The sequence below is a fragment of the Bartonella sp. CL436QHHD genome (assembly GCF_042195105.1).
Lineage (GTDB): Bacteria > Pseudomonadota > Alphaproteobacteria > Rhizobiales > Rhizobiaceae > Bartonella.
On sequence record NZ_JBHINR010000004.1, the window covers coordinates 1 to 23,317 of the forward strand.

Below are 23,317 nucleotides of genomic sequence, written 5' to 3' on the forward strand. Positions count from 1 at the left end.
CAGCAAAGATAAAGATCTTACAGAAAAAGAACAACAGCTCCTTCACGAGATGATAGAGACCTATCAAGGCTTAAAGATGATGTCACGCATCATGAAATTGATAGCCTTTATTGTCTTTATGTTTGTAATAGATTTTTCCCGTTTTGTGGACGCCATAGAGAATAGCTTCTCACATCTTAAAAGATGGTTAACCAAAAGTTAAATATCAAATCTCTCCTTTAAAAATATGATGAAACAAGAATTTACACAAACATTGTTTGCGTGGATGGGTGGTAAACACTATCTGCGTAAGAAAATTATACCGATTTTAAATAATATTGACCATGAAACCTATGTTGAACCGTTTTTAGGCTCTGGTGTTATTTTCCTAAATAAAAGACCAGCAAAATATTCCGTTATTAATGATTTGAATGGAGAGATCACGAACCTGTTTCAATGTGTTCAAAATAACTTTGATGATTTAGCCAAACGACTAGAATGGTTTGTTTGTTCAAGACAGTTGTTTTTTGAACTTGCGGCGATTGATCCAGAAAGCCTTTCCAAAGTTGAAAGAGCCGCACGTTTTTTGTTTCTCCAACGTTGTGTGATGTATGGGAAAAAAGAGTATGTCTCTTTTAGTTTTGGAAGGAAAAGAACGGCAGAGTTTAATCCCGAAAAGCTGTTATCAAGGATGAGGCGTGTTAGACAGAAGCTTCTTGATACGACAATCTTAAATTTGTCGTGGGAACGGGTTATCGAGCTATTTGATGCACCCGACAGTTTATTTTACCTAGACCCGCCTTATCTAGTGAAGAAGAAGTGTTACAGCTCTGGGAATTTTGTTGAAGATGATTTTGTGAGTATGGCAAAAGTTCTCAAAAGCATACAAGGCAAATTTGTCTTGAGTCTAAATGATTGTGATGCGGTTCGAGAGATCTTTAAGGATTTTGACTTTTTAGAATTAGAGACCCTTTGGACCTCTGGTTTTGCTAAAAAACCACCCCGAAAAGAACTCTTGATTCGTAATAATTGAAGAAAATCATAAAAAGATTTGTTAGAATCAGAAGAAAATATTTCTTCTCTAATAGGACTTTTTATATGGTTACATCTTTTGGTAAAATTTTACGGAAACTTCGCATTGATCACTCCGAACGCCTTTTAGATATGGCTAAGAAATTAGACATATCTGTATCATTTTTATCTGCTGTAGAAATTGGCAAAAAATCTGTTCCTGTAGGACTGGAGGAAAAGATAATTGAACTCTATGCTTTAGATCAAGAGGTAGCAGAAATTTTGAGAAGAGAATCGGATGCTTGTCGCAAAAGTTTTACAATCAAGACTTCTGATCCGTTGAGAGGTGAAGCTGTTGGCATGTTTTTTAGAACTTTAAAAGATTTTTCACAAGAGGATTTAGAAGCATTCAAAACATTATTAGAGATGATTAGCGAAGCGCAAAGAAAAGAAAATGCTACTGTTGTAGAGAAATGTTAGAAAATCCTATTCCCTAACTTTTATTTACGCGTCCCTCACTTAAAAAAACATATGAAGAATCAACAGCTTAATAGGAATATAAAGCTATATGGTGGGCGATGAGAGANAACTTTTATTTACGCGTCCCTCACTTAAAAAAACATATGAAGAATCAACAGCTTAATAGGAATATAAAGCTATATGGTGGGCGATGAGAGACTCGAACTCCCGACATCCTCGGTGTAAACGAGGCGCTCTACCAGCTGAGCTAATCGCCCAATGCAATGATCAGCAATTGAATGGAGACTCTTTAAGGAAAAATTTTTCTAAACGCAAGAATAAAGATGGTATTTGATAATTTTTTTTAAAAATGCATAATCCTTCTTGACATAAACGCGTGAACCCCTTACACGACCGCTTGTACCAAATTAAATTGGTTCGAAAAAAAAATGCGCGGGTGTAGCTCAGTTGGTTAGAGTGCTGGCCTGTCACGCCGGAGGTCGCGGGTTCGAGCCCCGTCACTCGCGCCATTTCTTGATTCCTTATGAAATTTCCTTTTTTTAAGTATCCATATGCTATAAGTGAGGTGGTGGAGTATTTGATTGGGGGATAAATATGTTTTTTCTTTCTTTTTATATGGTTTATAAGAATAGGGCTTGCGTCTTTCTTTGCTCTGCGTTACCTATGCCGATAAGAAAAGTATCGCTCTGTATGCCTTTGAAGCAGTATGAATAGAGTTAATAGAGCGATTGTTAAATTTGTCTGTTTGGTCTCGCAATATTGAATCATTGTGTTAACTCAGGCATTTCGTTACGATGGAAGAGGGTTATGGCTTATTTATTGAGCTCTTACTTACCAGTCTTGATTTTCATTATTGTGTCAGCGGTTATTGCTGGAGTTTTGTTGATTACACCTTACATTGTAGCATATCGTTCCCCCGATCCTGAAAAGTTATCGGCTTATGAATGTGGGTTTAATTCATTTAGTGATGCACGCATGAAGTTTGATATTCGTTTCTATTTGGTATCAATTTTATTTATTATTTTTGATCTTGAAGTTGCTTTTCTTTTTCCTTGGGCTGTTTCATTCGAATCAATAGGTATGTTTGGCTTTTGGTCGATGATTGTGTTTTTAGCGATTTTGACTATTGGATTTATATATGAATGGAAAAAAGGAGCTCTTGAATGGAATTAAGATCTAATAATTCAACGATTACAGCTCCAAAACCAAAAGGAATCATTGATCCAAATACTGGTGGGCTGATAGGATCTGATGATAAGTTTTTTCGTGATATCAATGCTGAATTATCAGATAAGGGTTTTTTAGTTACCTCGGCAGATGCTTTGATTACTTGGGCACGTACCGGTTCTTTAATGTGGATGAGTTTTGGTTTGGCTTGTTGTGCTATCGAAATGATGCAATGCTCAATGCCTCATTATGATAATGAGCGTTTTGGATATGCACCACGAGCTTCACCCCGCCAGTCCGATGTGATGGTGGTTGCTGGTACGCTCACAAATAAGATGGCGCCTGCTTTAAGGAAGGTTTATGATCAGATGCCTGAGCCACGTTATGTGATTTCTATGGGATCATGTGCAAACGGTGGGGGATATTATCATTATTCCTATTCAGTAGTGCGGGGATGTGATCGTATCGTGCCTGTCGATATATATGTTCCAGGGTGTCCACCTACAGCAGAGGCATTATTATACGGCATATTGTTGTTACAGAAAAAAATCCGTCGTACCGGATCCATAGAGCGATAGAGAGTTTTCTTGTCATGGTGGATGAAACATTGGTTGAACTTGCTGCTTATTTGGAAAACAAGTTAAAAAATAAGCTTGAAGAGACTGTTCTTGCTTTTGGTGAATTGACCATTGTGGCACGTCTTGATGCAATTATCGATGTCTTAATGTTTGTTCGAGATGATTCTCGCTGTCAATTTATTAATCTTACAGACATTAGTGGTGTGGATTATCCTTCTCGCGATAAGCGCTTTGATGTTTCTTACCAATTGTTATCTCCTCGTGAGAATTTACGCTTACGTGTAAAGGTTCGTACTGATGAAAATACTCCTGTTGCTTCAGCTTGTACGGTTTATCCTGGTGCAGAGTGGTATGAACGAGAAACGTATGATATGTATGGGATTTTATTTTCAGGACATCCGGATTTGAGACGGATTTTAACAGATTATGGGTTTGAAGGATATCCTTTACGCAAAGACTTTCCTGTGACAGGATTTGTTGAATGCCGTTATGATAATGAAGCAAAGAGGGTGATTTATGAGCCTGTTGTTTTGCGCCAAGAGATGCGTAATTTTGATTTTCTGTCTCCTTGGGAAGGAGGACAGTATACTTTGCCACGTGATGGAAAAGCAGATGAAAAAAAATAATATTGGTTTTGATAAGGCATTATATTAGAGTACTGTATTTCTTAAATAATTAAATATTTTTTAGCGTGATAGATTTTTTTGATATTTGATATGAAGTTTTTTAAAAAGCAAGGGGTTGATTGTGGCTGAGGTCAATGTTCGAAACTTTAATATCAATTTTGGTCCGCAGCATCCTGCCGCGCATGGGGTTTTGCGCATGGTTCTGGAGTTGGACGGTGAAGTTGTTGAGCGTGTAGATCCACATATTGGGTTGTTGCATCGCGGTACTGAAAAATTAATGGAAACAAAGACTTATCTTCAAGCGGGTCCTTATCTGGATCGTTTGGATTATGTTGCTCCTATGAATCAGGAACATGCCTTTGTTCTTGCTATTGAAAAGTTATTAGATATTAAAGTTCCTAAAAGAGGGCAATTAATACGTGTTTTGTTTTCTGAAATTGGGCGTATTCTTAATCATTTGCTTAATGTAACGACACAGGCAATGGATGTTGGCGCTTTAACACCACCGCTTTGGGGGTTTGAGCAACGTGAAAGGTTGATGATTTTTTATGAGCGTGCCTGTGGTGCTCGTCTTCATGCAAATTATTTTCGTCCCGGTGGCGTGCATCAAGATTTACCAGAATCTTTAGTTGAAGATATTGGTGATTTTATTGATCCATTTCTTGTTTCTCTCGGAAAACTTGATGCGCTTGTGACCCCAAATCGGATTTTTAAGCAGCGTAATGTGGATATTGGCGTTGTAAGTATTGATGAAGCTTGGGCACGCGGTTTTTCTGGGGTTATGATTCGTGGAGCTGGTGTTCCATGGGATTTGCGTAAAAGTCAGCCTTATGAATGTTACGATGAAATGGAATTCGATATTCCTGTAGGTAAAAATAGCGATTGTTATGATCGCTATCTTATTCGTATGGAAGAAATGCGTCAATCAGCGAAAATCATGCGCCAATGTGTGGAGCGTTTACTGAGTACTGAAAAAAATGGACCGGTTTCGAGCTTGGATCGCAAAATCGTACCACCGACGCGGAGTGAAATGAAAAGCTCGATGGAAGCACTGATTCATCACTTTAAACTCTATACGGAAGGTTTTCATACACCTCCTGGAGAAGTATATGTTGCTGTGGAAGCTCCGAAGGGTGAGTTTGGTGTTTATCTTGTTTCTGATGGGACCAATAAGCCTTATCGTGTCAAGTTGCGTGCTCCTGGGTTTGCTCATCTCCAAGCTATGGATTTTTTAACCAGAGGTCATATGTTGGCAGATGCTACAGCTATTTTGGGTTCGATTGATATTGTTTTTGGGGAGGTTGATCGCTAATGTCCGTACGCCGTCTTGCAGATGATGTTTATCAGCCGGCTGAGTTTTCTTTTACAAAAGAAAATCAGATATGGGTACAAAATACCATAAAAAAATATCCTGTAGGGCGTCAGCAGTCTGCTGTAATTCCATTATTAATGCGCGCTCAAGAGCAAGATGGTTGGGTGACACGTGCTGCGATTGAGCATATTGCTCAGATTCTTTCCATGGCTTATATCCGTGTCTTAGAAGTTGCTACTTTTTATACTCAGTTTCAGCTTAAGCCTGTTGGAACAAAAGCGCATATTCAAGTTTGTGGTACAACGCCTTGTATGTTACGTGGTTCTGATGAATTGATTAAAGTTTGTCAGAAAAAAATTCATCATGAACCTTTTGCGACCAATCAGGATGGAACCTTATCATGGGAAGAGGTAGAGTGTCTTGGTGCTTGTGTTAATGCTCCGATGGTTATGATTTTTAAAGATACTTATGAAGATCTTACAGCTGAACGCCTTGAAGAAATTATTGATGCATTTGAAGCGGGTGAAAGTTCTGAGATAGCGGTTGGTCCACAAAATAGTCGTAAATCGTCGGAACCGATTAGTGGTTTAACTTCTCTTATTGATGATGAGAAAGAAAAAAAGATCTCTCAAGTCTTCACCAAAAAAGGATAAGGAAAGAATGGGAACATAATTAAGTATTTTTCTTGAAAAAATATTTTATTATTCTACCCATGATGGCAACATTTAACGAAAAGTAAGAAGTCTTGAAAAGATATTTAAAAATTGCATTTGAGGAAAAGCGGAAAATGCTATGGGTAATAGAAAAAAGGTGAGGTATGCTAGCTGATAAAGATCGTATCTTCACCAATATTTATGGCTTAAAAGACAAATCATTAAAGGCTGCGATGTTGCGTGGGCATTGGAATGGTCTGAAAGAGATGATTGACAAAGGTCGTGATTGGATCATTGACGAAGTGAAGGCATCGGGTTTACGCGGTCGTGGTGGTGCTGGTTTTCCTACTGGAATGAAGTGGTCCTTTATGCCAAAGCAGAATGATGGGCGTCCTCATTATTTGGTTGTCAATGCCGATGAATCTGAACCTGGAACTTGTAAAGACCGTGATATTTTACGTCATGACCCCCATACTTTGATTGAAGGATGTGTAATCGCTACTTTTGCTATGGGAGCCAATGTTGCTTTTATTTATATTCGTGGTGAATATATTCGTGAACGTGAAGCGCTTCAAGCTGCCGTTGATGAGTGCTATGATGCGGGGTTACTTGGCAAAAAAACGAAATATGGGCATGCTTGTGATATTGTTATTCATCATGGAGCTGGTGCTTATATTTGTGGTGAAGAAACGGCTCTTCTTGAAAGTCTTGAAGGAAAAAAGGGGCAACCTCGGCTTAAGCCACCATTTCCTGCCAATATGGGGGTTTATGGCTGTCCAACAACAGTAAATAATGTAGAGTCTATTGCCGTTGTTCCAACGATTTTGCGGCGGGGTGCTTCGTGGTTTTCATCAATTGGACGAGCAAATAATGTTGGAACGAAATTATTTATGGTTTCAGGGCATGTTAATGCACCTTGTACATTTGAAGACGCTCTTGGTGTTTCATTCCGTGAATTAATTGAAAAACATACGGGTGGTGTTCGTGGTGGATGGAATAATCTTTTGGCGGTTATTCCAGGGGGGGCTTCTTGTCCAGTCGTTCGTGGTGAGGATATGATCGATGCGATCATGGATTTTGATGGGATGAGAGATGTCGGGTCTTCTTTTGGCACAGGGGGAATGATTGTTATGGATAAATCAACCGATATTATCAAGGCAATTTGGCGTATAGCTGCTTTTTTCAAGCACGAGAGTTGTGGACAGTGTACACCGTGTCGTGAGGGGACGGGGTGGATGATGCGTCTTTTAGGGCGTATGGTTGAAGGAAGAGCGCAAAAACGCGAGATTGATCTTTTGTTTGAAGTGTCTAAACAGGTTGAAGGACACACTATTTGTGCGCTTGGTGATGCTGCCGCATGGCCTGTACAGGGGTTGATACGTAATTTTCGTCCGGAAATCGAGCGTAGAATTGATGAATACACGCGAAATGTAGTCCAAAGCAAAAATATTGCTTTAGAAGCGGTTTAATAACGGATTTTGTTCTAAGAGCAACCGAATGCAAATTTTAAGTGGGTTATCCGCAGGTTGGATGGGTGATGATAAATATCAAAGTTGATGGCAAAGAGATTGAAGTTCCTGATTACTACACGTTGCTTCAGGCTGCTGAGGCGGCGGGTGTTGAAGTGCCACGTTTTTGTTTTCATGAATCTTTATCAATTGCTGGAAATTGTCGTATGTGTTTAGTTGAGGTTAAGGGTGGTCCTCCAAAACCTCAGGCTTCTTGTGCTATGGGGGTTCGTGATTTACGAGTAGGGCCTAACGGTGAAGCACCTGAAATTTTTACCAATACGGCGATGGTAAAAAAAGCACGTGAAGGTGTTATGGAATTTCTTCTCATTAATCATCCTTTGGATTGTCCAGTGTGTGATCAAGGGGGAGAGTGTGATCTTCAAGATCAAGCAATGCTTTATGGACGAGATTGTTCTCGTTATACAGAAAATAAACGTGCTGTAGAAGATAAATATATTGGACCTCTTGTCAAAACTGTTATGACACGATGTATTCATTGTACACGGTGTGTGCGTTTTACAACGGAAGTTGCAGGTATTTCTGAGCTTGGTTTGATCGGTCGTGGTGAAGATGCTGAAATTACGACGTATCTTGAAAAAGCTATGACATCTGAGTTACAGGGAAATGTTATTGATCTTTGTCCAGTGGGAGCTTTAACTTCAAAACCTTATGCGTTTCATGCACGTCCGTGGGAATTGGTAAAAACGGAATCGATTGATGTGATGGATGCGCTCGGTAGTGCTATCCGTATTGATAGCCGCGGCCGTGAAGTTATGCGGATTATGCCGCGTACGAATGAAGATGTAAATGAGGAATGGATCTCTGATAAAACGCGTTTTATTTGGGATGGATTACGGACTCAGCGGCTTGATAAGCCATATGTACGCAAAGATGGAAAGCTTCAACCTGTCAGTTGGACAGAAGCTTTTGCAAAAATTAAAATGGTGATCTCTAAAATTTTTCCAGAAAAAATTGGAGCCATTGCTGGAGATCTTGCTTCTGTTGAAGAAATGTATGCCCTTAAAACATTATTGAGCTCTTTGGGCTCAACGCTTTTTGATTGTCGTCAAAGAGGGGGGGTTTTATCGCCAGAGTTTGGACGCTCGAGTTATATTTTTAATCCTACAATTGTAGGTATTGAACAGGCTGATGCACTGCTTATTGTGGGATCTAATCCACGTCATGAAGCAGCTGTTTTAAATGCGCGTATTTTAAAGCGCCAACGGATGGGCAATTTTCCTATTGCATTAATTGGAGAGAAAGTCGATTTACGTTATCCTTATTCTTACCTTGGATCTGGGAGTGATACATTAACGGCACTTATTCGTGGAGAGGATGTTTTTTTTAATGTCTTAAAAGAAGCGAAGAGGCCCCTTATTCTTATCGGAGAGGGGGCTGTTTCAGGAAGTGAAGGTTTATCTGTTTTAAAAAGTCTTGCTAAATTAGCTGATAATATTGGTGCTCTTAGTGAGACATGGAATGGGTTTGGGGTTCTTCATAATGCAGCATCGATTGTTGGAGGGTTAGACATAGGCTTTACTTCTAAGCTTGGGGTTGCAAATATACTTAAAACCTGTGAAGTTCTATTTTTGCTTGGTGCTGATGAAGTAGAATTAGCCAATACAAAAGCTTTTACAGTTTATATTGGGAGCCATGGTGATAATGGTGCACATGCTGCTGATGTTATTTTGCCTGCATCTGCTTACACTGAAAAATCAGGGCTTTATGTGAATACAGAAGGACGTGTTCAAATGACAAATCGGGCTGGTTTTGCTCCAGGTGAAGCAAAAGAAGATTGGGCTATTTTGCGTGCTTTATCGGATATTTTAGGACAAAAACTCCCTTTTGATTCTCTTCCTCAATTAAGGCAATGCTTGTTTAATGATTATCCACACCTTTGTGCTGTTGATGATATAGCGCCTTCTGATATAAGTGGTCTTAAGGCGCTTGGTTCAAAAATGGTTTCTCTCGAGAGTCAAACATTTACTTCTATGGTTAAAGACTTTTATTTAACAAATCCGATAGCACGTGCTTCTGCTGTTATGGCTAAATGTTCATCTCTTGCAAAAAATCGTTCTACGCAAACTGTACTGTAAAGTAAGGGCAAAGGAAAAAGAATAATGATGTATGATTTCTTTATGACTTGGCTGTTGCCATTACTCATTATAATCGGAAAAACACTTCTTCTTTTGGTCGTTCTTTTGGTCTTAGTTGCTTACCTTCTTTACGCAGATAGAAAAATTTGGGCTGCGGTACAATTGCGTCGTGGACCAAACGTTGTTGGTCCATGGGGATTGTTACAGTCTTTTGCAGATTTAATTAAATTTGTTGTGAAAGAACCTATTATCCCAGCAGGTGCAAATAAGGGGGTTTTTCTTTTGGCTCCTTTTGTTTCAGCGACACTTGCTTTATCAACTTGGGCTGTTATTCCTGTCAATGAGGGTTGGGAGGTTGCGAAGATTAATGTTGGCTTGCTTTATATTTTAGCCATTTCATCTCTTGAAGTTTATGGTGTTATTATGGGGGGATGGGCATCAAATTCAAAATATCCTTTCTTAGGAGCTCTTCGTTCGGCGGCACAAATGGTTTCTTATGAAGTTTCCATTGGTTTTGTGCTTGTGACCGTTATTTTAGTGAGTGGTTCGTTGGATCTTACAACAATTGTTCTTAAACAAAGTCATGGTTTTGGTACAACTCTTGGTCTTCCTTTTAACAGTTTTCTCGATTGGAATTGGTTGGTCCTTTTTCCAATGTTTATTATATTTTTTATTTCTGCGCTTGCAGAGACAAACCGTCCTCCATTCGATTTGGTGGAAGCAGAATCTGAACTTGTTGCTGGTCATATGGTAGAATATTCTTCAACGCCTTACATGCTCTTCTTTTTAGGTGAATATGTTGCGATTGTTTTAATGTGCGCATTAACAACCATTCTATTTTTAGGCGGTTGGCTGCCTCCTTTAGATGTTTGGTGGCTTAATTGGGTTCCTGGTATCATTTGGTTTGTTTTAAAAGTCTGTTTTGTATTTTTTTGGTTTGCTATGGTTAAAGCATTTGTTCCACGTTATCGCTATGATCAGCTCATGCGGCTTGGTTGGAAGGTTTTTCTTCCTCTCTCACTAGCAATGGTTGTGATAACTGCTGCTTTTTTAAAGTTTACGGATTTCGTTTAAGAGGAGATTTTACGATGTCAGGTTTCATTCAGGCGGCAAAGTCACTTCTTCTATTGGAATTTGTGAGTGCTTTTTTCTTAGCTATGCGCCAATTTTTTTCACCAAAGCCCACGATTAATTATCCTTATGAAAAAGGTTTTGTATCTCAGCGTTTTCGCGGTGAGCATGCATTGCGTCGCTATCCAAATGGTGAAGAACGGTGTATTGCTTGTAAATTATGTGAAGCGATTTGTCCTGCTCAAGCGATTACAATTGAAGCTGGGCCACGGCGCAATGATGGTACACGTAGAACTGTCCGTTATGATATCGATATGGTTAAATGTATTTACTGTGGTTTTTGTCAAGAAGCTTGTCCGGTTGAGGCTATTGTCGAAGGTCCAAATTTTGAGTTTGCGACGGAAACACGTGAAGAACTTTATTATGATAAAGAAAAGCTTTTATTGAATGGAGATCGCTGGGAGCGAGAAATTGCTCGAAATATATTGATGGATGCGCCTTATCGTTAAGTGTATCGTTAAATGAGGTGTCGGATATTTTTCCGATAAATTGTAATCTGGTATGAAGTTTATACCAATTGTTTGAATAATTAAGGAGAAGCCTATGCTAACAGATCTAGCGGCGGCATTTTTCTATTTGTTTGCTTTTATTATGCTAACAAGTGCAGTTATTGTTATTACAGCACGCAATCCAGTGCATTCTGTTTTGTTTTTAATCCTCGCATTTTTTAATGCAGCAGCTTTGTTTTTACTTGCAGGGGCAGAGTTTTTAGGGCTTATTCTGCTTGTTGTGTATGTTGGAGCTGTCGCTGTTTTATTTTTATTTGTCGTTATGATGCTTGACGTTGATTTTGCTGAGTTAAAGAGTGGAACTCTTCGGTATGCTCCTATTGGAGCTCTTATTGGTGTTATTATCGCTGTAGAATTGATTGTTGTTTTTATGAGTAGCTATTTTTCTCCAATCTTGAGAACGCATGTTACGCAACCAATACCAGATTTAGCCCAGCGAACAAATACACAAGCATTAGGTGATATTCTCTATACGGATTATGTTTTCTATTTTCAAATTGCTGGAATGATTTTATTGGTTGCAATGATTGGAGCTATTGTTCTAACACTTCGTCATAAATTAGGAGTAAAGCGGCAATCTATTGCGGAGCAAGTTTCTAGAACGGTAGAAAGTGCTATTGAAATCAAACAAGTTGAATCAGGCAAAGGTATATAAGGGGGCTATGTAGATGTATATTGATATTACACATTATCTCACTGTTTCTGCTTTGATGTTTACAATTGGTATTGCTGGAATTTTTCTCAACAGAAAAAACGTGATTATTATCTTGATGTCCATTGAGCTTATATTGCTTTCAGTTAATCTCAATTTTGTTGCATTTTCAGCATTTCTTCATGATCTCGTTGGTCAGGTATTTGCTTTATTTGTCTTAACCGTAGCAGCTGCTGAAGCTGCCATTGGTTTAGCAATTCTGGTCGTTTTTTTCCGTAATCGTGGTTCCATTGCGGTTGAAGATGTTAATGTAATGAAAGGCTAACCAGTGATGTATTATACGATTGTCTTTCTTCCGCTTTTGGGTTTTTTAATTGCTGCACTAGGTGGAAAAACGATAGGAGATCGTGCGAGTGAATTGATAACATGTAGCTTTATGGTTGTTGTTGCCATATTATCGTGGATAGCATTTTTCAGTACTGCACTTGGTCATATTCCAGCGATTGATGTATCGGTATTACATTGGATGACTGTTGGTGACTTAAGCTTTAATTGGGCTTTACATGTTGATGCATTAACAGCTGTCATGCTTATTGTTGTAAACAGTGTTTCGGCATTGGTGCATATTTATTCAATTGGTTATATGCATCATGATCCTTCAAGGTCTCGTTTTTTTTCTTATCTTTCTTTATTTACATTTATGATGCTTATGTTGGTCACATCCAATAATTTGATTCAGATGTTTTTTGGATGGGAAGGTGTCGGACTTGCTTCTTATTTACTCATCGGTTTTTGGTTTCAGCGCGATTCTGCTAATAAGGCCGCAATGAAAGCTTTTGTAGTTAACCGTGTTGGAGACTTTGGTTTTCTCTTAGGAATCTTTAGTATTTTTGTTTTGTTCCAATCGGTTGATTTTGCCTCTATTTTTGCAAAAGCTGCCGACAAGAGCTTTATACAAAATGTGACATTTTTAGATTGGCAATTTGATGGGCAGACGGCAATTACCATTACATGTCTTTTATTATTTATTGGTGCGATGGGAAAATCCGCACAATTTCTTTTACATACTTGGCTGCCTGATGCAATGGAAGGACCAACCCCTGTATCAGCGCTTATTCATGCTGCTACGATGGTAACGGCTGGTGTTTTTATGGTTGCGCGTATGTCGCCAATTTTTGAACTTTCTTCGACTGCTTTGACCGTGATTATTATTGTTGGTGCAACAACAGCGTTTTTTGCAGCAACTGTGGGGTTGGTGCAGAATGATATTAAGCGTGTTATTGCTTATTCTACATGCTCTCAACTTGGTTATATGTTTGTGGCATTAGGTGTTGGAGCTTATGGCGCTGCTGTCTTTCATCTTTTTACGCATGCTTTTTTTAAAGCCTTATTGTTTCTTGGTGCAGGTTCTGTGATTCATGCTGTATCTGATGAACAAGATATGCGAAAAATGGGTGGGTTACGCAAACATATAAAGGTCACCTATTGGATGATGATGGTCGGGACCATTGCCTTGACCGGTGTTGGAATTCCAGGAACACTTTTCGGGACTGCAGGTTTTTTCTCAAAAGATGCGATTATAGAGTCTGCTTTTGCATCTCATAATATTGCTTCAGGATATGCTTTTTATCTTCTTGTTTTTGCTGCCTTTTTAACAAGTTTCTATTCATGGCGGCTTATCTTTATGACATTCCATGGTAAACCACGGGCAACAGTTGATGTGATGCATCATGTTCATGAATCGCCTCCAGTTATGTTGATTCCACTCTTTCTTTTATCTATTGGAGCAATATTTTCTGGTGTCGTTTTCCAACCTTACTTTTTTGGTGAGTTGTATAATGCTTTTTGGAAGGGAGCATTATTTACAAGCAGCCATAATCACATTCTTCATGATGCCCACCATGTCTTTAATTGGGTAAAATGGTCGCCATTCATAGCGATGCTTCTTGGGTTTATCTTAGCTTATTTATTTTATGTTTCTATCCCATCTCTTCCTAAGAAAATGGTTCGTATTATGCCAAGAACATATAACTTTCTTTACCAAAAATGGTATTTCGATCAATTATATAACTTTTTGTTTGTTCGTCCTACCTTTAGAATTGGTTCTTTTCTTTGGAAAGTGGGAGACGGTAAGATTATTGATGGTCTAGGTCCTAATGGTATTGCAGCGCGTGTTGTTGATATTACAAATAGAGTTGTTCGAATGCAAACAGGCTATCTTTACCACTATGCATTTGCAATGCTTATCGGCGTTGCATTGCTCATTACATGGATGATGATCGGGGGCGTGAACTAATGACCGATTGGCCTATTCTTTCTACGGTTACATTTTTGCCGCTTGTTGGTGTGCTTCTGATTTTGTTTATCAAAGATGATAGTGAAGTAGCACGCCATAATATACGTAATGTCGCATTTTTTACGACTCTATTTGTTTTTATTATTTCTTTAATTATTTGGATAGGATTTGATTCTAGCAACCAAAATTTTCAAATGGTTGAAAAATCCAGTTGGTTAGGGGGGGGTATTAGCTATCATATGGGGGTTGATGGTATTTCTATTCTTTTTGTTGTTCTCTCGGCTTTTCTTTTGCCTTTCTGTATTTTAGCAAGTTGGGAGAATGTTAAAGAGAGATTAAAGGCTTATATGATTGCGTTTCTTCTTCTAGAAGTTGCGATTATTGGCGTTTTTTGTGCTCTTGATGCAATGCTATTCTATGTTTTTTTTGAAGGCAGCCTTATTCCAATGTTTATCATTATAGGTGTATGGGGAGGAGCACGTCGTGTTTATGCAAGTATAAAGTTTTTCTTATATACTTTACTTGGTTCAGTGCTTATGCTGGTTGCTCTTATGGTTATGTATTGGGAGGCTGGGACACTTGATATACCAACTTTACTCAATTATCAGTTTCCTGCTCATATGCAAATATGGCTATGGCTTGCATTTTTTGCTTCTTTCGCAGTTAAAATGCCAATGTGGCCAGTTCATACATGGCTCCCTGATGCTCACGTAGAAGCACCGACAGCGGGTTCCGTTATTTTAGCTGGTGTCTTACTCAAATTAGGTGGGTATGGTTTTCTTCGTTTTTCTTTGCCTATGTTTCCTATCGCTTCAGCAGATTTTGCGCCTTTTGTTTTCACATTATCGCTTATCGCTATTATTTATACATCACTGGTTGCACTTGTTCAAAGTGACATCAAAAAACTTATTGCTTATTCTTCAATAGCGCATATGGGGTATGTGACAATGGGTATTTTTGCTGCAAATGAACAGGGGATACAAGGGGCTATTTATCAGATGCTATCCCATGGAATTGTTTCAGCAGCATTGTTTCTTTGTGTTGGGGTTATCTATGATCGCTTGCATACACGTGAAATTTCAGCGTTTGGTGGTTTAGTGAATAATATGCCTAAATATGCTGTTGTTTTCTTAATTTTCACTATGGCAAATGTTGGTTTGCCTGGAAGCTCAGGATTTTTGGGTGAGTTTTTAACCTTAATAGGTGTTTTTCAAGTAAATAAATTGGTTGTTGTTTTAGCAACAACAGGTGTTATCTTATCGGCAGCCTATGCCCTTTATCTTTATCGGCGTGTGGTTTTTGGTTCCTTGGATAAAGAGAATTTAAAAGTATTAATAGATCTTTCTTTAAGAGAAAAATTCCTCCTTTATCCAATGGTTATTCTTACAATATTCTTTGGTATCTATCCAACGCCTATTCTTAAGGCAACGGCGTTTTCCGTAGAAACCCTCATCAATAAACTGCACTAGATAAGGGAAGAATGCACATGCAAACTGAAATAATAGCGCAATTAGTCTTAATTCTTCCAGAGCTTTTAATTGCATTAGGAGCTGTCGTGCTACTTATGATTGGTGTTTATTCCAATACACGTGCTTCTTTAACAGTGACAGGTTTAGCCATGGCACTTCTTGTGGCAACCATTATTATTCTTATAGTTTTTCCGAAAAATGGTTCATTTCAAACCAATGCGCTCGTTATCGATTCCTTTAGTCGTTATATGAAAATTTTAATGCTTATTGGTGCACTCTTTTCTCTTATCATGTCTGTTGGTTTTGCCAATGCACAAAAGTTTAATATATTTGAGTTTCCAGTGCTTGTTCTTTTAGCAACCCTTGGAATGATGTTTATGATTTCAGCGGGTAATATGCTGTCGCTTTATATGGGGTTAGAATTGCAATCTTTAGCTTTATATGTTTTAGCAGCGATTAATCGTAATAATGTGAAATCTTCTGAAGCCGGTATAAAATACTTTGTTTTAGGAGCATTATCTTCAGGGTTGCTTCTTTATGGTATTTCTTTACTTTATGGTTTTACCGGTCAAATTGGTTTTCACGAAATTGCTCTTGCTTTAAAAGGTAAGAATGTACAATTGGGGGTCATTTTTGGAATTGTCTTTATTTTAGCTGGTTTGGCTTTCAAAATTTCTGCTGTTCCATTTCATATGTGGACACCTGATGTTTATGAAGGAGCGCCCACACCGATTACAGCATTTTTTGCTGGTGCCCCTAAAGTTGCTGCAATGGCTTTAATCATCCGTATTATTGTGACGACCTTTATTCCCCTAGGGCGTGTTGATAACGTGATGCCTGCATGGCAACAAATTTTGGTGTTCATGGCGATTGCATCAATGATACTGGGTGCTTTTGCTGCAATTGGTCAAAATAATATTAAGCGCTTAATGGCTTATTCGTCGATCAGTCATATGGGCTATGCACTTGTTGGTTTATCTGCTGGAGATATGCTAGGAGTAAAAAGTGTTATTCTTTATATGACGATTTATCTTGGAATGACGATTGGTTCATTTGCCTTTATTCTTGGAATGCGCTCTCAGAATGGCAATGTTGAAAATATTTATGATCTTTCAGGGTTAGCAAAGACGAATCCTTTTATGGCTGTTGTGATGACAATACAGCTTTTTTCTTTAGCAAGCATACCTCCTATGGCTGGTTTTTTTGGAAAGTGGTATACATTTTCTGCGGCTGTCCACGCTGGACTTACTCCACTTGCTGTCGTGGGGATGATAGCGTCTGTCGTTGGGGCTTTTTACTATTTGAGAGTCATTAAAATTATGTGGTTTGATGATGCAAAAGCGCATTTTGTTGCTTTATCGAATGAGCTTCAGTTTTGTCTTAGTCTTTCTGTATTCTTTATTTTATTTTACGCGCTTTTTGGAGTTTGGTTCGCTGAGCTAGCAGAAAAAGCAGCAACAGCATTGTTTTAATGAATATGGTTTATACTTTATCAGATTTTGCACAAAAACAGGGATATACTGTTGAAGCGTACGATAGTGTTGATTCAACAAATCTCATTGCGCAACGAAAAGCGAAAACTGGTCATCAAGGTAATCTTTGGATTGTTGCACAAGAACAATCACAGGGAAGAGCAAGAAGAGGGAGGACTTGGTCTAGTCCAAAAGGGAACCTTTATTCTAGTCTTTTATTAATTGATGATATTGTTCATCAAACTGCGGCTCAACTTGGCTTTGTTGCTGGAGTAAGTGTGGCAGAGGCAATAAAACAATTGATAAAAGAGGAAAAGCAGACAAACAATATTGTGAGCTTAAAATGGCCAAACGATATTTTGCTCAAAGGAGAAAAAAGCTCTGGAGTTTTGCTTGAGATTTTAAAATTGTCATCACAACAATATGCCTTGGTTATTGGTATTGGAATAAATGTGAAATATAATTATGAAGATGCACCTTATTCCACTTCAAGCTTAAAGAATATCGGTTTGCATATTGATGCAGAACAATTATTTACGGTTTTGACGGAGTGTTTTTCTAAAAATTACCTTCTTTGGAAACAACCAAAAGGATGTGAAATAATCCGAAAAAAATGGCTTTTATATTCCGCTCACCTTGGAAAACATGTCAAAGTGGTGAATGATGAAAAAGTCATTGAGGGTATTTTTGATGGTCTTGATAGTGATTTTAACTGCATCATAAAGCAAAAAGACGGTCAGACAGCCATTATAACAGCTGGAGATGTTCATTTTGGTTCCGCTGATTCTATTAATGCAGGTCGTTATTGAAAAATTATTTTATCATCAGATACCTTAATGATTTGGGAGATGTTTATGGTTGCAGCCAATAAGAATGAATTTGTTTTTTTACCTCTGGGAGGTGTAGGTGAGATAGGGATGAATTTAGCTGCTTACGGATTTGGTCCCCAAAGTCTTCGTGAATGGCTGCTGGTTGATATGGGGGTTAGTTTTGCTGGTTCTGAATTACCAGGTGTCGATCTTGTTTTGCCTGATATTCGTTTCCTAGAAAGTGAAAAACATAATATACGGGGTCTTGTTTTAACACATGCACATGAAGATCATTATGGGGCCGTTCTTGATTTATGTCCAAAGTTACAAGTGCCAATTTACTGTACGCCTTTTACGGCAGGGTTATTGGAAACTAAAAAACAATTAGATTTTGAATCTCAAAAAATTTTACTCAATATTTTTCAAGCTGGTGATTGTTTTCAGGTAGGTTCCTTTGCTGTAGAGGCTATAGCCGTTAACCATTCAATACCAGAATCTGTATCTTTAGCAATTACAACCTCTTTGGGGACTGTGATTCATACTGGTGATTGGAAAATTGATCATACCCCTTCACTCGGGGCTGTAACCGATGAAAAAAGATTTCGTGCTTTAGGCAAAAAAGGTGTTTTAGCATTACTTTGTGATTCCACAAATGCATGTCGGGATGGTATATCTCCATCAGAGCAGCAAGTTCAAGCCAGTCTTTCTGAGATTATTTCCAAAGCTGAAGGGCGCGTTGCGATAGCAACTTTTTCTTCTAATATTGGTCGGATACGTTCTATTGCTCTTGCAGCTGAAGCTGCTGGACGTAAGGTGCTTGTCATTGGGCGTTCCCTTAAGCGAAGTATTATGGTTGCACAAGAGCTTGGTTATATGAATGGTTTAGCGCCATTTGTAACGGAAGATGATTATGGCTATATCTCGCGAAAAGATCTTGTTTTAATTGTCACTGGGAGCCAAGGTGAGCCATGTGCAGCTTTGGCTAAACTGTCACGTGATGGAATGAAAAATATTGCACTTTCCGCTGGTGATACCGTTATTTATTCATCACGAAGTATTCCAGGAAACGAAAAAGCGATTATTGAGGTACAAAATCGTTTCATTGATTTGGGTATTGAAATTATTACGAATGAAGATGCGCTTGTTCATGTTTCAGGTCATCCACGTCGTTCAGAACTTTTACAGATGTATGATTGGATAAAGCCACAAATACTTGTCCCTGTACATGGGGAAGCAATGCATCTTAAGGCTCAGGCAACTTTAGCACGTCAAGCAGGTATTAAAACTGTTACGGATATCAGAAATGGACATATTTTACGTCTTGCACCAAAGCCTGTAGAAGTTATTGATCAAGTTCCTGTTGGCCGCATCTATAAGGATGGTTGCTTAATTGGAGATGAAGATGAATTAGGGATTCGTGAGCGCCGCAAACTAAGTTATGCTGGTCATGTTACTATTTCTCTCCATATAAATAGTAAGCATGAATTATTAGGGGATATAGGTCTAACAATATTAGGGTTACCTGAAAGTAATGGAAAGGGGAAAAGTTTAAAAGATATTCTTTTAGATATCGTAGAAAATACAGTTTATAATATCCCACGCATGAAACAGAAAAATAATGAACTTATTCGAGAGGCAACACGACGTGCAGTGAGAGCGGCTGTTCATGAAATTTGGCAAAAAAAACCTATCTGTACAGTTTTTTTACATCGGTCAAAATAAAGAACTTTCATATTACGTTATTTAAAAAGAGAAGAGCATTTTTTATTTTATTGCTAAATAAGAAAAATAGAGAATAAAGCACAATAAATTTTTAAATGATAAGATCGTTATATTTGCAAGTATTCAGAATGCGGCTATAGATGAATAGAGGGTGTGATAAATTGTTCCGATATGATAGATCTGATTAGGAGTTAATTATTTCAATGCGTCTTTCTCAATATTTCCTTCCACTTTTAAAAGAGAATCCTAAAGAAGCAGAAATTGTTTCTCATCGCTTCATGTTGCGCGCTGGAATGATTCGACAACAAACATCAGGGATTTATTCTTGGCTTCCTTTGGGAAAAAAAGTGCTTGATAAAGTTTGTAAAATTATTCGTGAAGAGCAAGAACGTGCGGGTGCAATAGAAATATTGATGCCTACAATTCAGTCTGCTGATCTTTGGCGTGAAAGCGGTCGTTATGATGATTATGGTTTGGAAATGCTCCGCATTAAAGATCGTCAAAAGCGTGATTTACTTTATGGTCCAACCAATGAAGAGATGGTAACAGATATTTTTCGCTCTTATGTTCGTTCTTATAAAGATCTTCCGCTGAATTTATATCATATTCAATGGAAATTTCGTGATGAAATTCGTCCACGTTTTGGTGTGATGCGAGCACGAGAATTTTTAATGAAAGATGCTTATTCTTTTGATCTTGATTATGAAGGCTCTAAAACATCTTATAATCGTATGTTTGTTGCTTATTTACGCACTTTTTCTCGCCTGGGATTAAAAGCAATTCCTATGCGTGCAGATACAGGTCCAATAGGGGGGGAACTCAGTCATGAATTTATCATTTTGGCTGAAACAGGAGAGAGTGCTATCTTCTGTGATAAACAATTTCTTGAACTTACCGTTCCAGATAGTTCAATCGATTTTAGTGATAAAGCTGTTTTAGATGATATTGTTAAGCAATGGACATCTTTTTATGCAGCAACGGAAGAAATGCATAATGAAGAGGAGTGGGCTAAAGTTTCTGATCATAATCGTCTTTCAGCGCGTGGTATTGAAGTAGGTCATATTTTCCACTTTGGTACTAAATATTCTGCTCCAATGGGAGCAAAAGTTATGGGACAAGATGGAAAAGAGCATGTGGTCTCTATGGGATCTTATGGTATTGGGCCTTCGCGTCTTGTTGCAGCCGCTATTGAAGCTTCTCATGATGAAAATGGTATTATTTGGCCAAAGTCGATGGCACCGTTTGATTTTGGGATTATCAATATGAAACCCGATGATGAAAAATGCACACAGGCATGTGAGTTTCTCTATCAGGGATTAAAGGAGGTTGGTTTTGATCCGTTATTAGATGATAGAAATGAACGTCCTGGATCAAAATTTGCAACAATGGATTTGATTGGTTTGCCAATGCAAGTCATTGTTGGCCCTAACAGCATTGCACAAAATGAAGTTGAAATTAAAGATCGAAAAACAGGAATAAAAAAATCTCTAAAGGTTGAAGATGTGCTCAGCCAACTTTCTATAATTTAATAGGAAATGTTATGAAGAGGCTGAAAAACAAATGCTTTTCATCTTATGAGTGGATGATCGCTTTTCGTTATATGATTCCCAATAAAAAACATGTCGTTGCATCTGTTATTTCAATTATTTCTCTTATTGGGATTATGTTGGGCGTATTTGCTCTGGTTGTTGTTATGGCGGTGATGAATGGCTTTCGTACAGAACTTCTCAATCGTATTCTTGGTATGAATGGGCATCTTATTATTCAAACAGTTGATTCTGGTTTTTCTGATTATAAGACTCTTATTTCTTCTTTAGAAACTACAAATGGTGTGAAGTTTGCTTTACCTGTTATTGAAGGTCAAGCGCTTGTTCAAGGTGAAGTTCAAGGTGGCTCTGGCGCGTTAGTTCGTGGTATGCGCAAACAAGATCTAGAAAAGCTTAAAACAGTCTCTCAAAACATTAAATTAGGATCGATTTCTCGGTTTGATCAAGAAGAAGGTGTTGCAATTGGAAGTGGCTTAGCAGAAAAATTAGGACTGACAGTTGGAAGAGATATTCGTATTATTACTCCAGATGGTGATGAGACTCCTTTTGGCGTTACCCCACGTGTGAAAGCTTATAAAGTCGTTGCTATTTTTGAAGTTGGTATGTCTGAATATGATTCAATATTTATCTTTATGCCTCTCCATGAAGCACAAATGTTTTTTAATTTGGGAGATAAGGTTCAGTCTTTGGAATTATTTCTAAATGATCCTGATGCTGTTGATCAAATAAAACCTGTTGTAGAAAAAGCAGTTGAACAACAGGTCTATTTAATTGATTGGCGTACACGCAATCAGGCTTTTTTTTCAGCCTTACAGATTGAACGAAATGTTATGTTTTTCATTCTTTCTCTGATCGTTCTTGTTGCTGCTTTAAATATTATTTCAGGGCTGATTATGCTTGTAAAAGATAAAAGTCATGATATTGCAATTTTACGCACGATGGGGGCTCAACAGAGTGCGATTTTGCGTATATTTATCATTACAGGAATGATGATTGGTTTTATTGGAACTATATTGGGTTTAGTTTTAGGTGTTATCGCGACCGCGAATATTAATCATATCCAAGATTTTATATCTTGGTTATTTAATGTCGACGTTTTTAATCCTCAACTTTATTTTTTAACAAAATTGCCTGCACAAATTGAGTGGAAACAGACCATCTTGGTTGCTATGATGGCTTTATTCTTGTCGTTTCTTGCTGCTCTCATTCCGGCATGGCGTGCTGCTAAGCTAGACCCCGTACAAGCTTTGAGGTATGAATAATGACAGCTATTTTAGAGCTTGTAGAGATTGAAAGACACTTTTTCGAGAGCCATAAGCCGCTCATTGTTTTAGATAAAGCGAATTTTATTCTTAATCGTGGAGAGCTTGTCGCACTTGTTGCACCATCTGGTGCTGGAAAATCAACACTTCTTCATATTGCTGGATTATTAGAAAAACCAACAGCTGGTGATGTGATGTTACGGGGTGTTTCTTGTGCAAAGCGCTCTGATAGTGAGCGAACAGCTATAAGACGGAATGATATTGGTTTTGTTTATCAATTTCATCATTTACTTCCAGAGTTTACGGCGTTAGAAAATGTCATGATACCGCAAATGATAGCAGGATTAAAAAAATCTATAGCAGAAGATCGTGCGCGCAAATTATTGACGTATCTGCGTGTTTCTCATCGTGCGAACCATCGTCCCTCAGAGTTATCGGGAGGAGAACAACAACGTGTTGCTATTGCACGTGCAGTAGCAAATGGCCCTTCGGTTCTTTTGGCTGATGAACCTACAGGAAATCTTGATCCAGTAACTTCAGCTTATGTCTTTCAAGCTTTATCTATCCTTGTTCGTCAGTCTGGTCTTTCTGCTCTTATTGCAACACATAATTACGCTTTGGCTAAGCAAATGCATCGTCGAATTACACTTAAAGAACAAAAGATTATAGAACTTCCTTAAAGCAAGGTACAAATTTTATACGACTAATTGAATAGTTTATATTACTTTATTCAAGGAGATTTTTTATGACAGTTTTTGTCGTTGACAAAAATCAATTAGATGCTCGTCGTCGTCGATTGATTTTTCGTGCATGGCATCGCGGTATTCGTGAAATGGATCTCATTTTTGGACATTATGTCGATGCTCATATTACTGGGATGAATGATAGAACGCTCTCTGAGCTTGAGTATATTATGTCTTTTGATGATCGTGATTTACTGACATGGATTACTGGAGAAATTTTGCCCCCCTCTGAGGTTGATAGTCCACTTTTTCGTGATATTGCCAATTATCGTACTTGCTTAAGTTATTAATC

General features: G+C 38.1%; 22 protein-coding genes, 2 tRNA genes and 1 pseudogene. 24 read left to right on the forward strand and 1 reads right to left on the reverse strand.

The genetic code is table 11. The features are described from left to right. The 3 genes from ACFIKN_RS00930 to ACFIKN_RS00940 all read left to right on the forward strand — a co-directional run. Positions 1–202, forward strand: a 202-nt coding sequence (locus tag ACFIKN_RS00930; protein WP_375657765.1) for a hypothetical protein, incomplete at its 5' end; no start/stop codon positions are given. A 24-nt stretch (positions 203–226) separates the two neighbouring features. After that, positions 227–1,012 (forward strand): DNA adenine methylase, encoded by a 786-nt coding sequence (locus tag ACFIKN_RS00935; protein ID WP_375643812.1) that lies wholly within the window; start codon positions 227–229, stop codon positions 1,010–1,012. Positions 1,013–1,077: 65 nt separating this feature from the next. Continuing rightward, the gene (locus tag ACFIKN_RS00940) at positions 1,078–1,470 is read left to right on the forward strand and encodes a helix-turn-helix domain-containing protein (protein ID WP_375657766.1); all 393 of its coding nucleotides are present in this window, start codon (positions 1,078–1,080) and stop codon (positions 1,468–1,470) included. 181 nt (positions 1,471–1,651) lie between these two features. Here the strand turns inward: ACFIKN_RS00940 and ACFIKN_RS00945 are convergent. Further along, a tRNA-Val gene (locus tag ACFIKN_RS00945) sits at positions 1,652–1,727 on the reverse strand. 175 nt (positions 1,728–1,902) lie between these two features. Between ACFIKN_RS00945 and ACFIKN_RS00950 the strand changes: the two genes are divergently transcribed. From ACFIKN_RS00950 to ACFIKN_RS01050, 21 genes and pseudogenes are all read left to right on the forward strand, one after another. Beyond that, a tRNA-Asp gene (locus ACFIKN_RS00950) sits at positions 1,903–1,979 on the forward strand. Between the two features lie 298 nt (positions 1,980–2,277). Then, a complete protein-coding gene (locus ACFIKN_RS00955; protein WP_005773599.1) occupies positions 2,278–2,643 on the forward strand; it encodes an NADH-quinone oxidoreductase subunit A in 366 nt (121 codons plus the stop codon). Continuing rightward, positions 2,634–3,215, forward strand: coding sequence for an NADH-quinone oxidoreductase subunit B family protein (locus tag ACFIKN_RS00960; RefSeq protein ID WP_273791282.1), 582 nt, complete (start codon positions 2,634–2,636; stop codon positions 3,213–3,215). Before ACFIKN_RS00955 ends, ACFIKN_RS00960 begins: the two co-directional genes overlap by 10 nt. A gap of 14 nt (positions 3,216–3,229) precedes the next feature. Next, the gene (locus tag ACFIKN_RS00965) at positions 3,230–3,841 is read left to right on the forward strand and encodes an NADH-quinone oxidoreductase subunit C (protein WP_273791281.1); all 612 of its coding nucleotides are present in this window, start codon (positions 3,230–3,232) and stop codon (positions 3,839–3,841) included. Positions 3,842–3,962: 121 nt separating this feature from the next. After that, positions 3,963–5,153, forward strand: a complete 1,191-nt coding sequence (locus tag ACFIKN_RS00970) for an NADH-quinone oxidoreductase subunit D (protein WP_375654461.1) — start codon at positions 3,963–3,965, stop codon at positions 5,151–5,153. Then, positions 5,153–5,825: pseudogene (gene nuoE / locus ACFIKN_RS00975) on the forward strand (NADH-quinone oxidoreductase subunit NuoE). Before ACFIKN_RS00970 ends, nuoE begins: the two are co-directional and overlap by 1 nt. 145 nt (positions 5,826–5,970) lie before the next feature. Further along, positions 5,971–7,275: an NADH-quinone oxidoreductase subunit NuoF gene (nuoF, locus tag ACFIKN_RS00980; protein WP_273791278.1), complete on the forward strand. Its 1,305-nt coding sequence runs from the start codon at positions 5,971–5,973 to the stop codon at positions 7,273–7,275. Between the two features lie 68 nt (positions 7,276–7,343). Beyond that, the gene (gene nuoG, locus ACFIKN_RS00985; protein ID WP_375657767.1) at positions 7,344–9,413 is read left to right on the forward strand and encodes an NADH-quinone oxidoreductase subunit NuoG; all 2,070 of its coding nucleotides are present in this window, start codon (positions 7,344–7,346) and stop codon (positions 9,411–9,413) included. 27 nt (positions 9,414–9,440) lie between these two features. Beyond that, positions 9,441–10,487 (forward strand): NADH-quinone oxidoreductase subunit NuoH, encoded by a 1,047-nt coding sequence (gene nuoH, locus ACFIKN_RS00990; protein ID WP_375637643.1) that lies wholly within the window; start codon positions 9,441–9,443, stop codon positions 10,485–10,487. A 14-nt stretch (positions 10,488–10,501) separates the two neighbouring features. Continuing rightward, positions 10,502–10,993: an NADH-quinone oxidoreductase subunit NuoI gene (nuoI, locus tag ACFIKN_RS00995; protein WP_273723184.1), complete on the forward strand. Its 492-nt coding sequence runs from the start codon at positions 10,502–10,504 to the stop codon at positions 10,991–10,993. A gap of 94 nt (positions 10,994–11,087) precedes the next feature. Beyond that, positions 11,088–11,708: an NADH-quinone oxidoreductase subunit J gene (locus ACFIKN_RS01000; protein ID WP_375657768.1), complete on the forward strand. Its 621-nt coding sequence runs from the start codon at positions 11,088–11,090 to the stop codon at positions 11,706–11,708. A 13-nt stretch (positions 11,709–11,721) separates the two neighbouring features. After that, entirely contained in the window at positions 11,722–12,030 is a 309-nt protein-coding gene (nuoK, locus tag ACFIKN_RS01005; protein WP_273791275.1) for an NADH-quinone oxidoreductase subunit NuoK, read from the forward strand. 6 nt (positions 12,031–12,036) lie between these two features. Next, positions 12,037–14,001: an NADH-quinone oxidoreductase subunit L gene (gene nuoL / locus ACFIKN_RS01010; protein ID WP_375631157.1), complete on the forward strand. Its 1,965-nt coding sequence runs from the start codon at positions 12,037–12,039 to the stop codon at positions 13,999–14,001. Continuing rightward, on the forward strand, positions 14,001–15,470 hold the full coding sequence (locus tag ACFIKN_RS01015; RefSeq protein WP_273791287.1) for an NADH-quinone oxidoreductase subunit M: 1,470 nt from the start codon (positions 14,001–14,003) through the stop codon (positions 15,468–15,470). The genes nuoL and ACFIKN_RS01015 overlap by 1 nt, the downstream gene beginning before the upstream one ends. A gap of 17 nt (positions 15,471–15,487) precedes the next feature. Then, on the forward strand, positions 15,488–16,942 hold the full coding sequence (gene nuoN, locus ACFIKN_RS01020; RefSeq protein ID WP_375637640.1) for an NADH-quinone oxidoreductase subunit NuoN: 1,455 nt from the start codon (positions 15,488–15,490) through the stop codon (positions 16,940–16,942). Next, complete coding sequence (locus tag ACFIKN_RS01025) at positions 16,942–17,751, forward strand: biotin--[acetyl-CoA-carboxylase] ligase (RefSeq protein ID WP_375631153.1); 810 nt, start codon at positions 16,942–16,944, stop codon at positions 17,749–17,751. Before nuoN ends, ACFIKN_RS01025 begins: the two co-directional genes overlap by 1 nt. Before the next feature lie 45 nt (positions 17,752–17,796). Continuing rightward, a complete protein-coding gene (locus ACFIKN_RS01030; RefSeq protein ID WP_273791272.1) occupies positions 17,797–19,473 on the forward strand; it encodes a ribonuclease J in 1,677 nt (558 codons plus the stop codon). A gap of 203 nt (positions 19,474–19,676) precedes the next feature. Further along, the gene (proS, locus tag ACFIKN_RS01035; protein ID WP_375657769.1) at positions 19,677–21,002 is read left to right on the forward strand and encodes a proline--tRNA ligase; all 1,326 of its coding nucleotides are present in this window, start codon (positions 19,677–19,679) and stop codon (positions 21,000–21,002) included. Positions 21,003–21,013: 11 nt separating this feature from the next. Then, on the forward strand, positions 21,014–22,282 hold the full coding sequence (locus ACFIKN_RS01040; protein ID WP_273791270.1) for a lipoprotein-releasing ABC transporter permease subunit: 1,269 nt from the start codon (positions 21,014–21,016) through the stop codon (positions 22,280–22,282). Continuing rightward, positions 22,282–22,962, forward strand: coding sequence for an ABC transporter ATP-binding protein (locus ACFIKN_RS01045; protein ID WP_273791269.1), 681 nt, complete (start codon positions 22,282–22,284; stop codon positions 22,960–22,962). The genes ACFIKN_RS01040 and ACFIKN_RS01045 overlap by 1 nt, the downstream gene beginning before the upstream one ends. A gap of 65 nt (positions 22,963–23,027) precedes the next feature. Further along, complete coding sequence (locus tag ACFIKN_RS01050; RefSeq protein ID WP_273791268.1) at positions 23,028–23,315, forward strand: succinate dehydrogenase assembly factor 2; 288 nt, start codon at positions 23,028–23,030, stop codon at positions 23,313–23,315. The last annotated feature ends 2 nt before the right edge of the window (positions 23,316–23,317 follow it).

Excerpts from the sequence above, each read along its gene's own strand:
- ACFIKN_RS00935 (WP_375643812.1), top strand. The coding sequence starts at position 227 with ATGATGAAACAAGAATTTACACAAACATTGTTTGCGTGGATGGGTGGT.
- ACFIKN_RS00940 (WP_375657766.1), top strand. The coding sequence starts at position 1,078 with ATGGTTACATCTTTTGGTAAAATTTTACGGAAACTTCGCATTGATCAC.
- ACFIKN_RS00955 (WP_005773599.1), top strand. The coding sequence starts at position 2,278 with ATGGCTTATTTATTGAGCTCTTACTTACCAGTCTTGATTTTCATTATT.
- ACFIKN_RS00960 (WP_273791282.1), top strand. The coding sequence starts at position 2,634 with ATGGAATTAAGATCTAATAATTCAACGATTACAGCTCCAAAACCAAAA.
- ACFIKN_RS00965 (WP_273791281.1), top strand. The coding sequence starts at position 3,230 with ATGGTGGATGAAACATTGGTTGAACTTGCTGCTTATTTGGAAAACAAG.
- nuoF (WP_273791278.1), top strand. The coding sequence starts at position 5,971 with ATGCTAGCTGATAAAGATCGTATCTTCACCAATATTTATGGCTTAAAA.
- nuoG (WP_375657767.1), top strand. The coding sequence starts at position 7,344 with ATGATAAATATCAAAGTTGATGGCAAAGAGATTGAAGTTCCTGATTAC.
- nuoH (WP_375637643.1), top strand. The coding sequence starts at position 9,441 with ATGTATGATTTCTTTATGACTTGGCTGTTGCCATTACTCATTATAATC.
- nuoI (WP_273723184.1), top strand. The coding sequence starts at position 10,502 with ATGTCAGGTTTCATTCAGGCGGCAAAGTCACTTCTTCTATTGGAATTT.
- ACFIKN_RS01000 (WP_375657768.1), top strand. The coding sequence starts at position 11,088 with ATGCTAACAGATCTAGCGGCGGCATTTTTCTATTTGTTTGCTTTTATT.
- nuoK (WP_273791275.1), top strand. The coding sequence starts at position 11,722 with ATGTATATTGATATTACACATTATCTCACTGTTTCTGCTTTGATGTTT.
- nuoL (WP_375631157.1), top strand. The coding sequence starts at position 12,037 with ATGTATTATACGATTGTCTTTCTTCCGCTTTTGGGTTTTTTAATTGCT.
- ACFIKN_RS01015 (WP_273791287.1), top strand. The coding sequence starts at position 14,001 with ATGACCGATTGGCCTATTCTTTCTACGGTTACATTTTTGCCGCTTGTT.
- nuoN (WP_375637640.1), top strand. The coding sequence starts at position 15,488 with ATGCAAACTGAAATAATAGCGCAATTAGTCTTAATTCTTCCAGAGCTT.
- ACFIKN_RS01025 (WP_375631153.1), top strand. The coding sequence starts at position 16,942 with ATGAATATGGTTTATACTTTATCAGATTTTGCACAAAAACAGGGATAT.
- ACFIKN_RS01030 (WP_273791272.1), top strand. The coding sequence starts at position 17,797 with ATGGTTGCAGCCAATAAGAATGAATTTGTTTTTTTACCTCTGGGAGGT.
- proS (WP_375657769.1), top strand. The coding sequence starts at position 19,677 with ATGCGTCTTTCTCAATATTTCCTTCCACTTTTAAAAGAGAATCCTAAA.
- ACFIKN_RS01040 (WP_273791270.1), top strand. The coding sequence starts at position 21,014 with ATGAAGAGGCTGAAAAACAAATGCTTTTCATCTTATGAGTGGATGATC.
- ACFIKN_RS01045 (WP_273791269.1), top strand. The coding sequence starts at position 22,282 with ATGACAGCTATTTTAGAGCTTGTAGAGATTGAAAGACACTTTTTCGAG.
- ACFIKN_RS01050 (WP_273791268.1), top strand. The coding sequence starts at position 23,028 with ATGACAGTTTTTGTCGTTGACAAAAATCAATTAGATGCTCGTCGTCGT.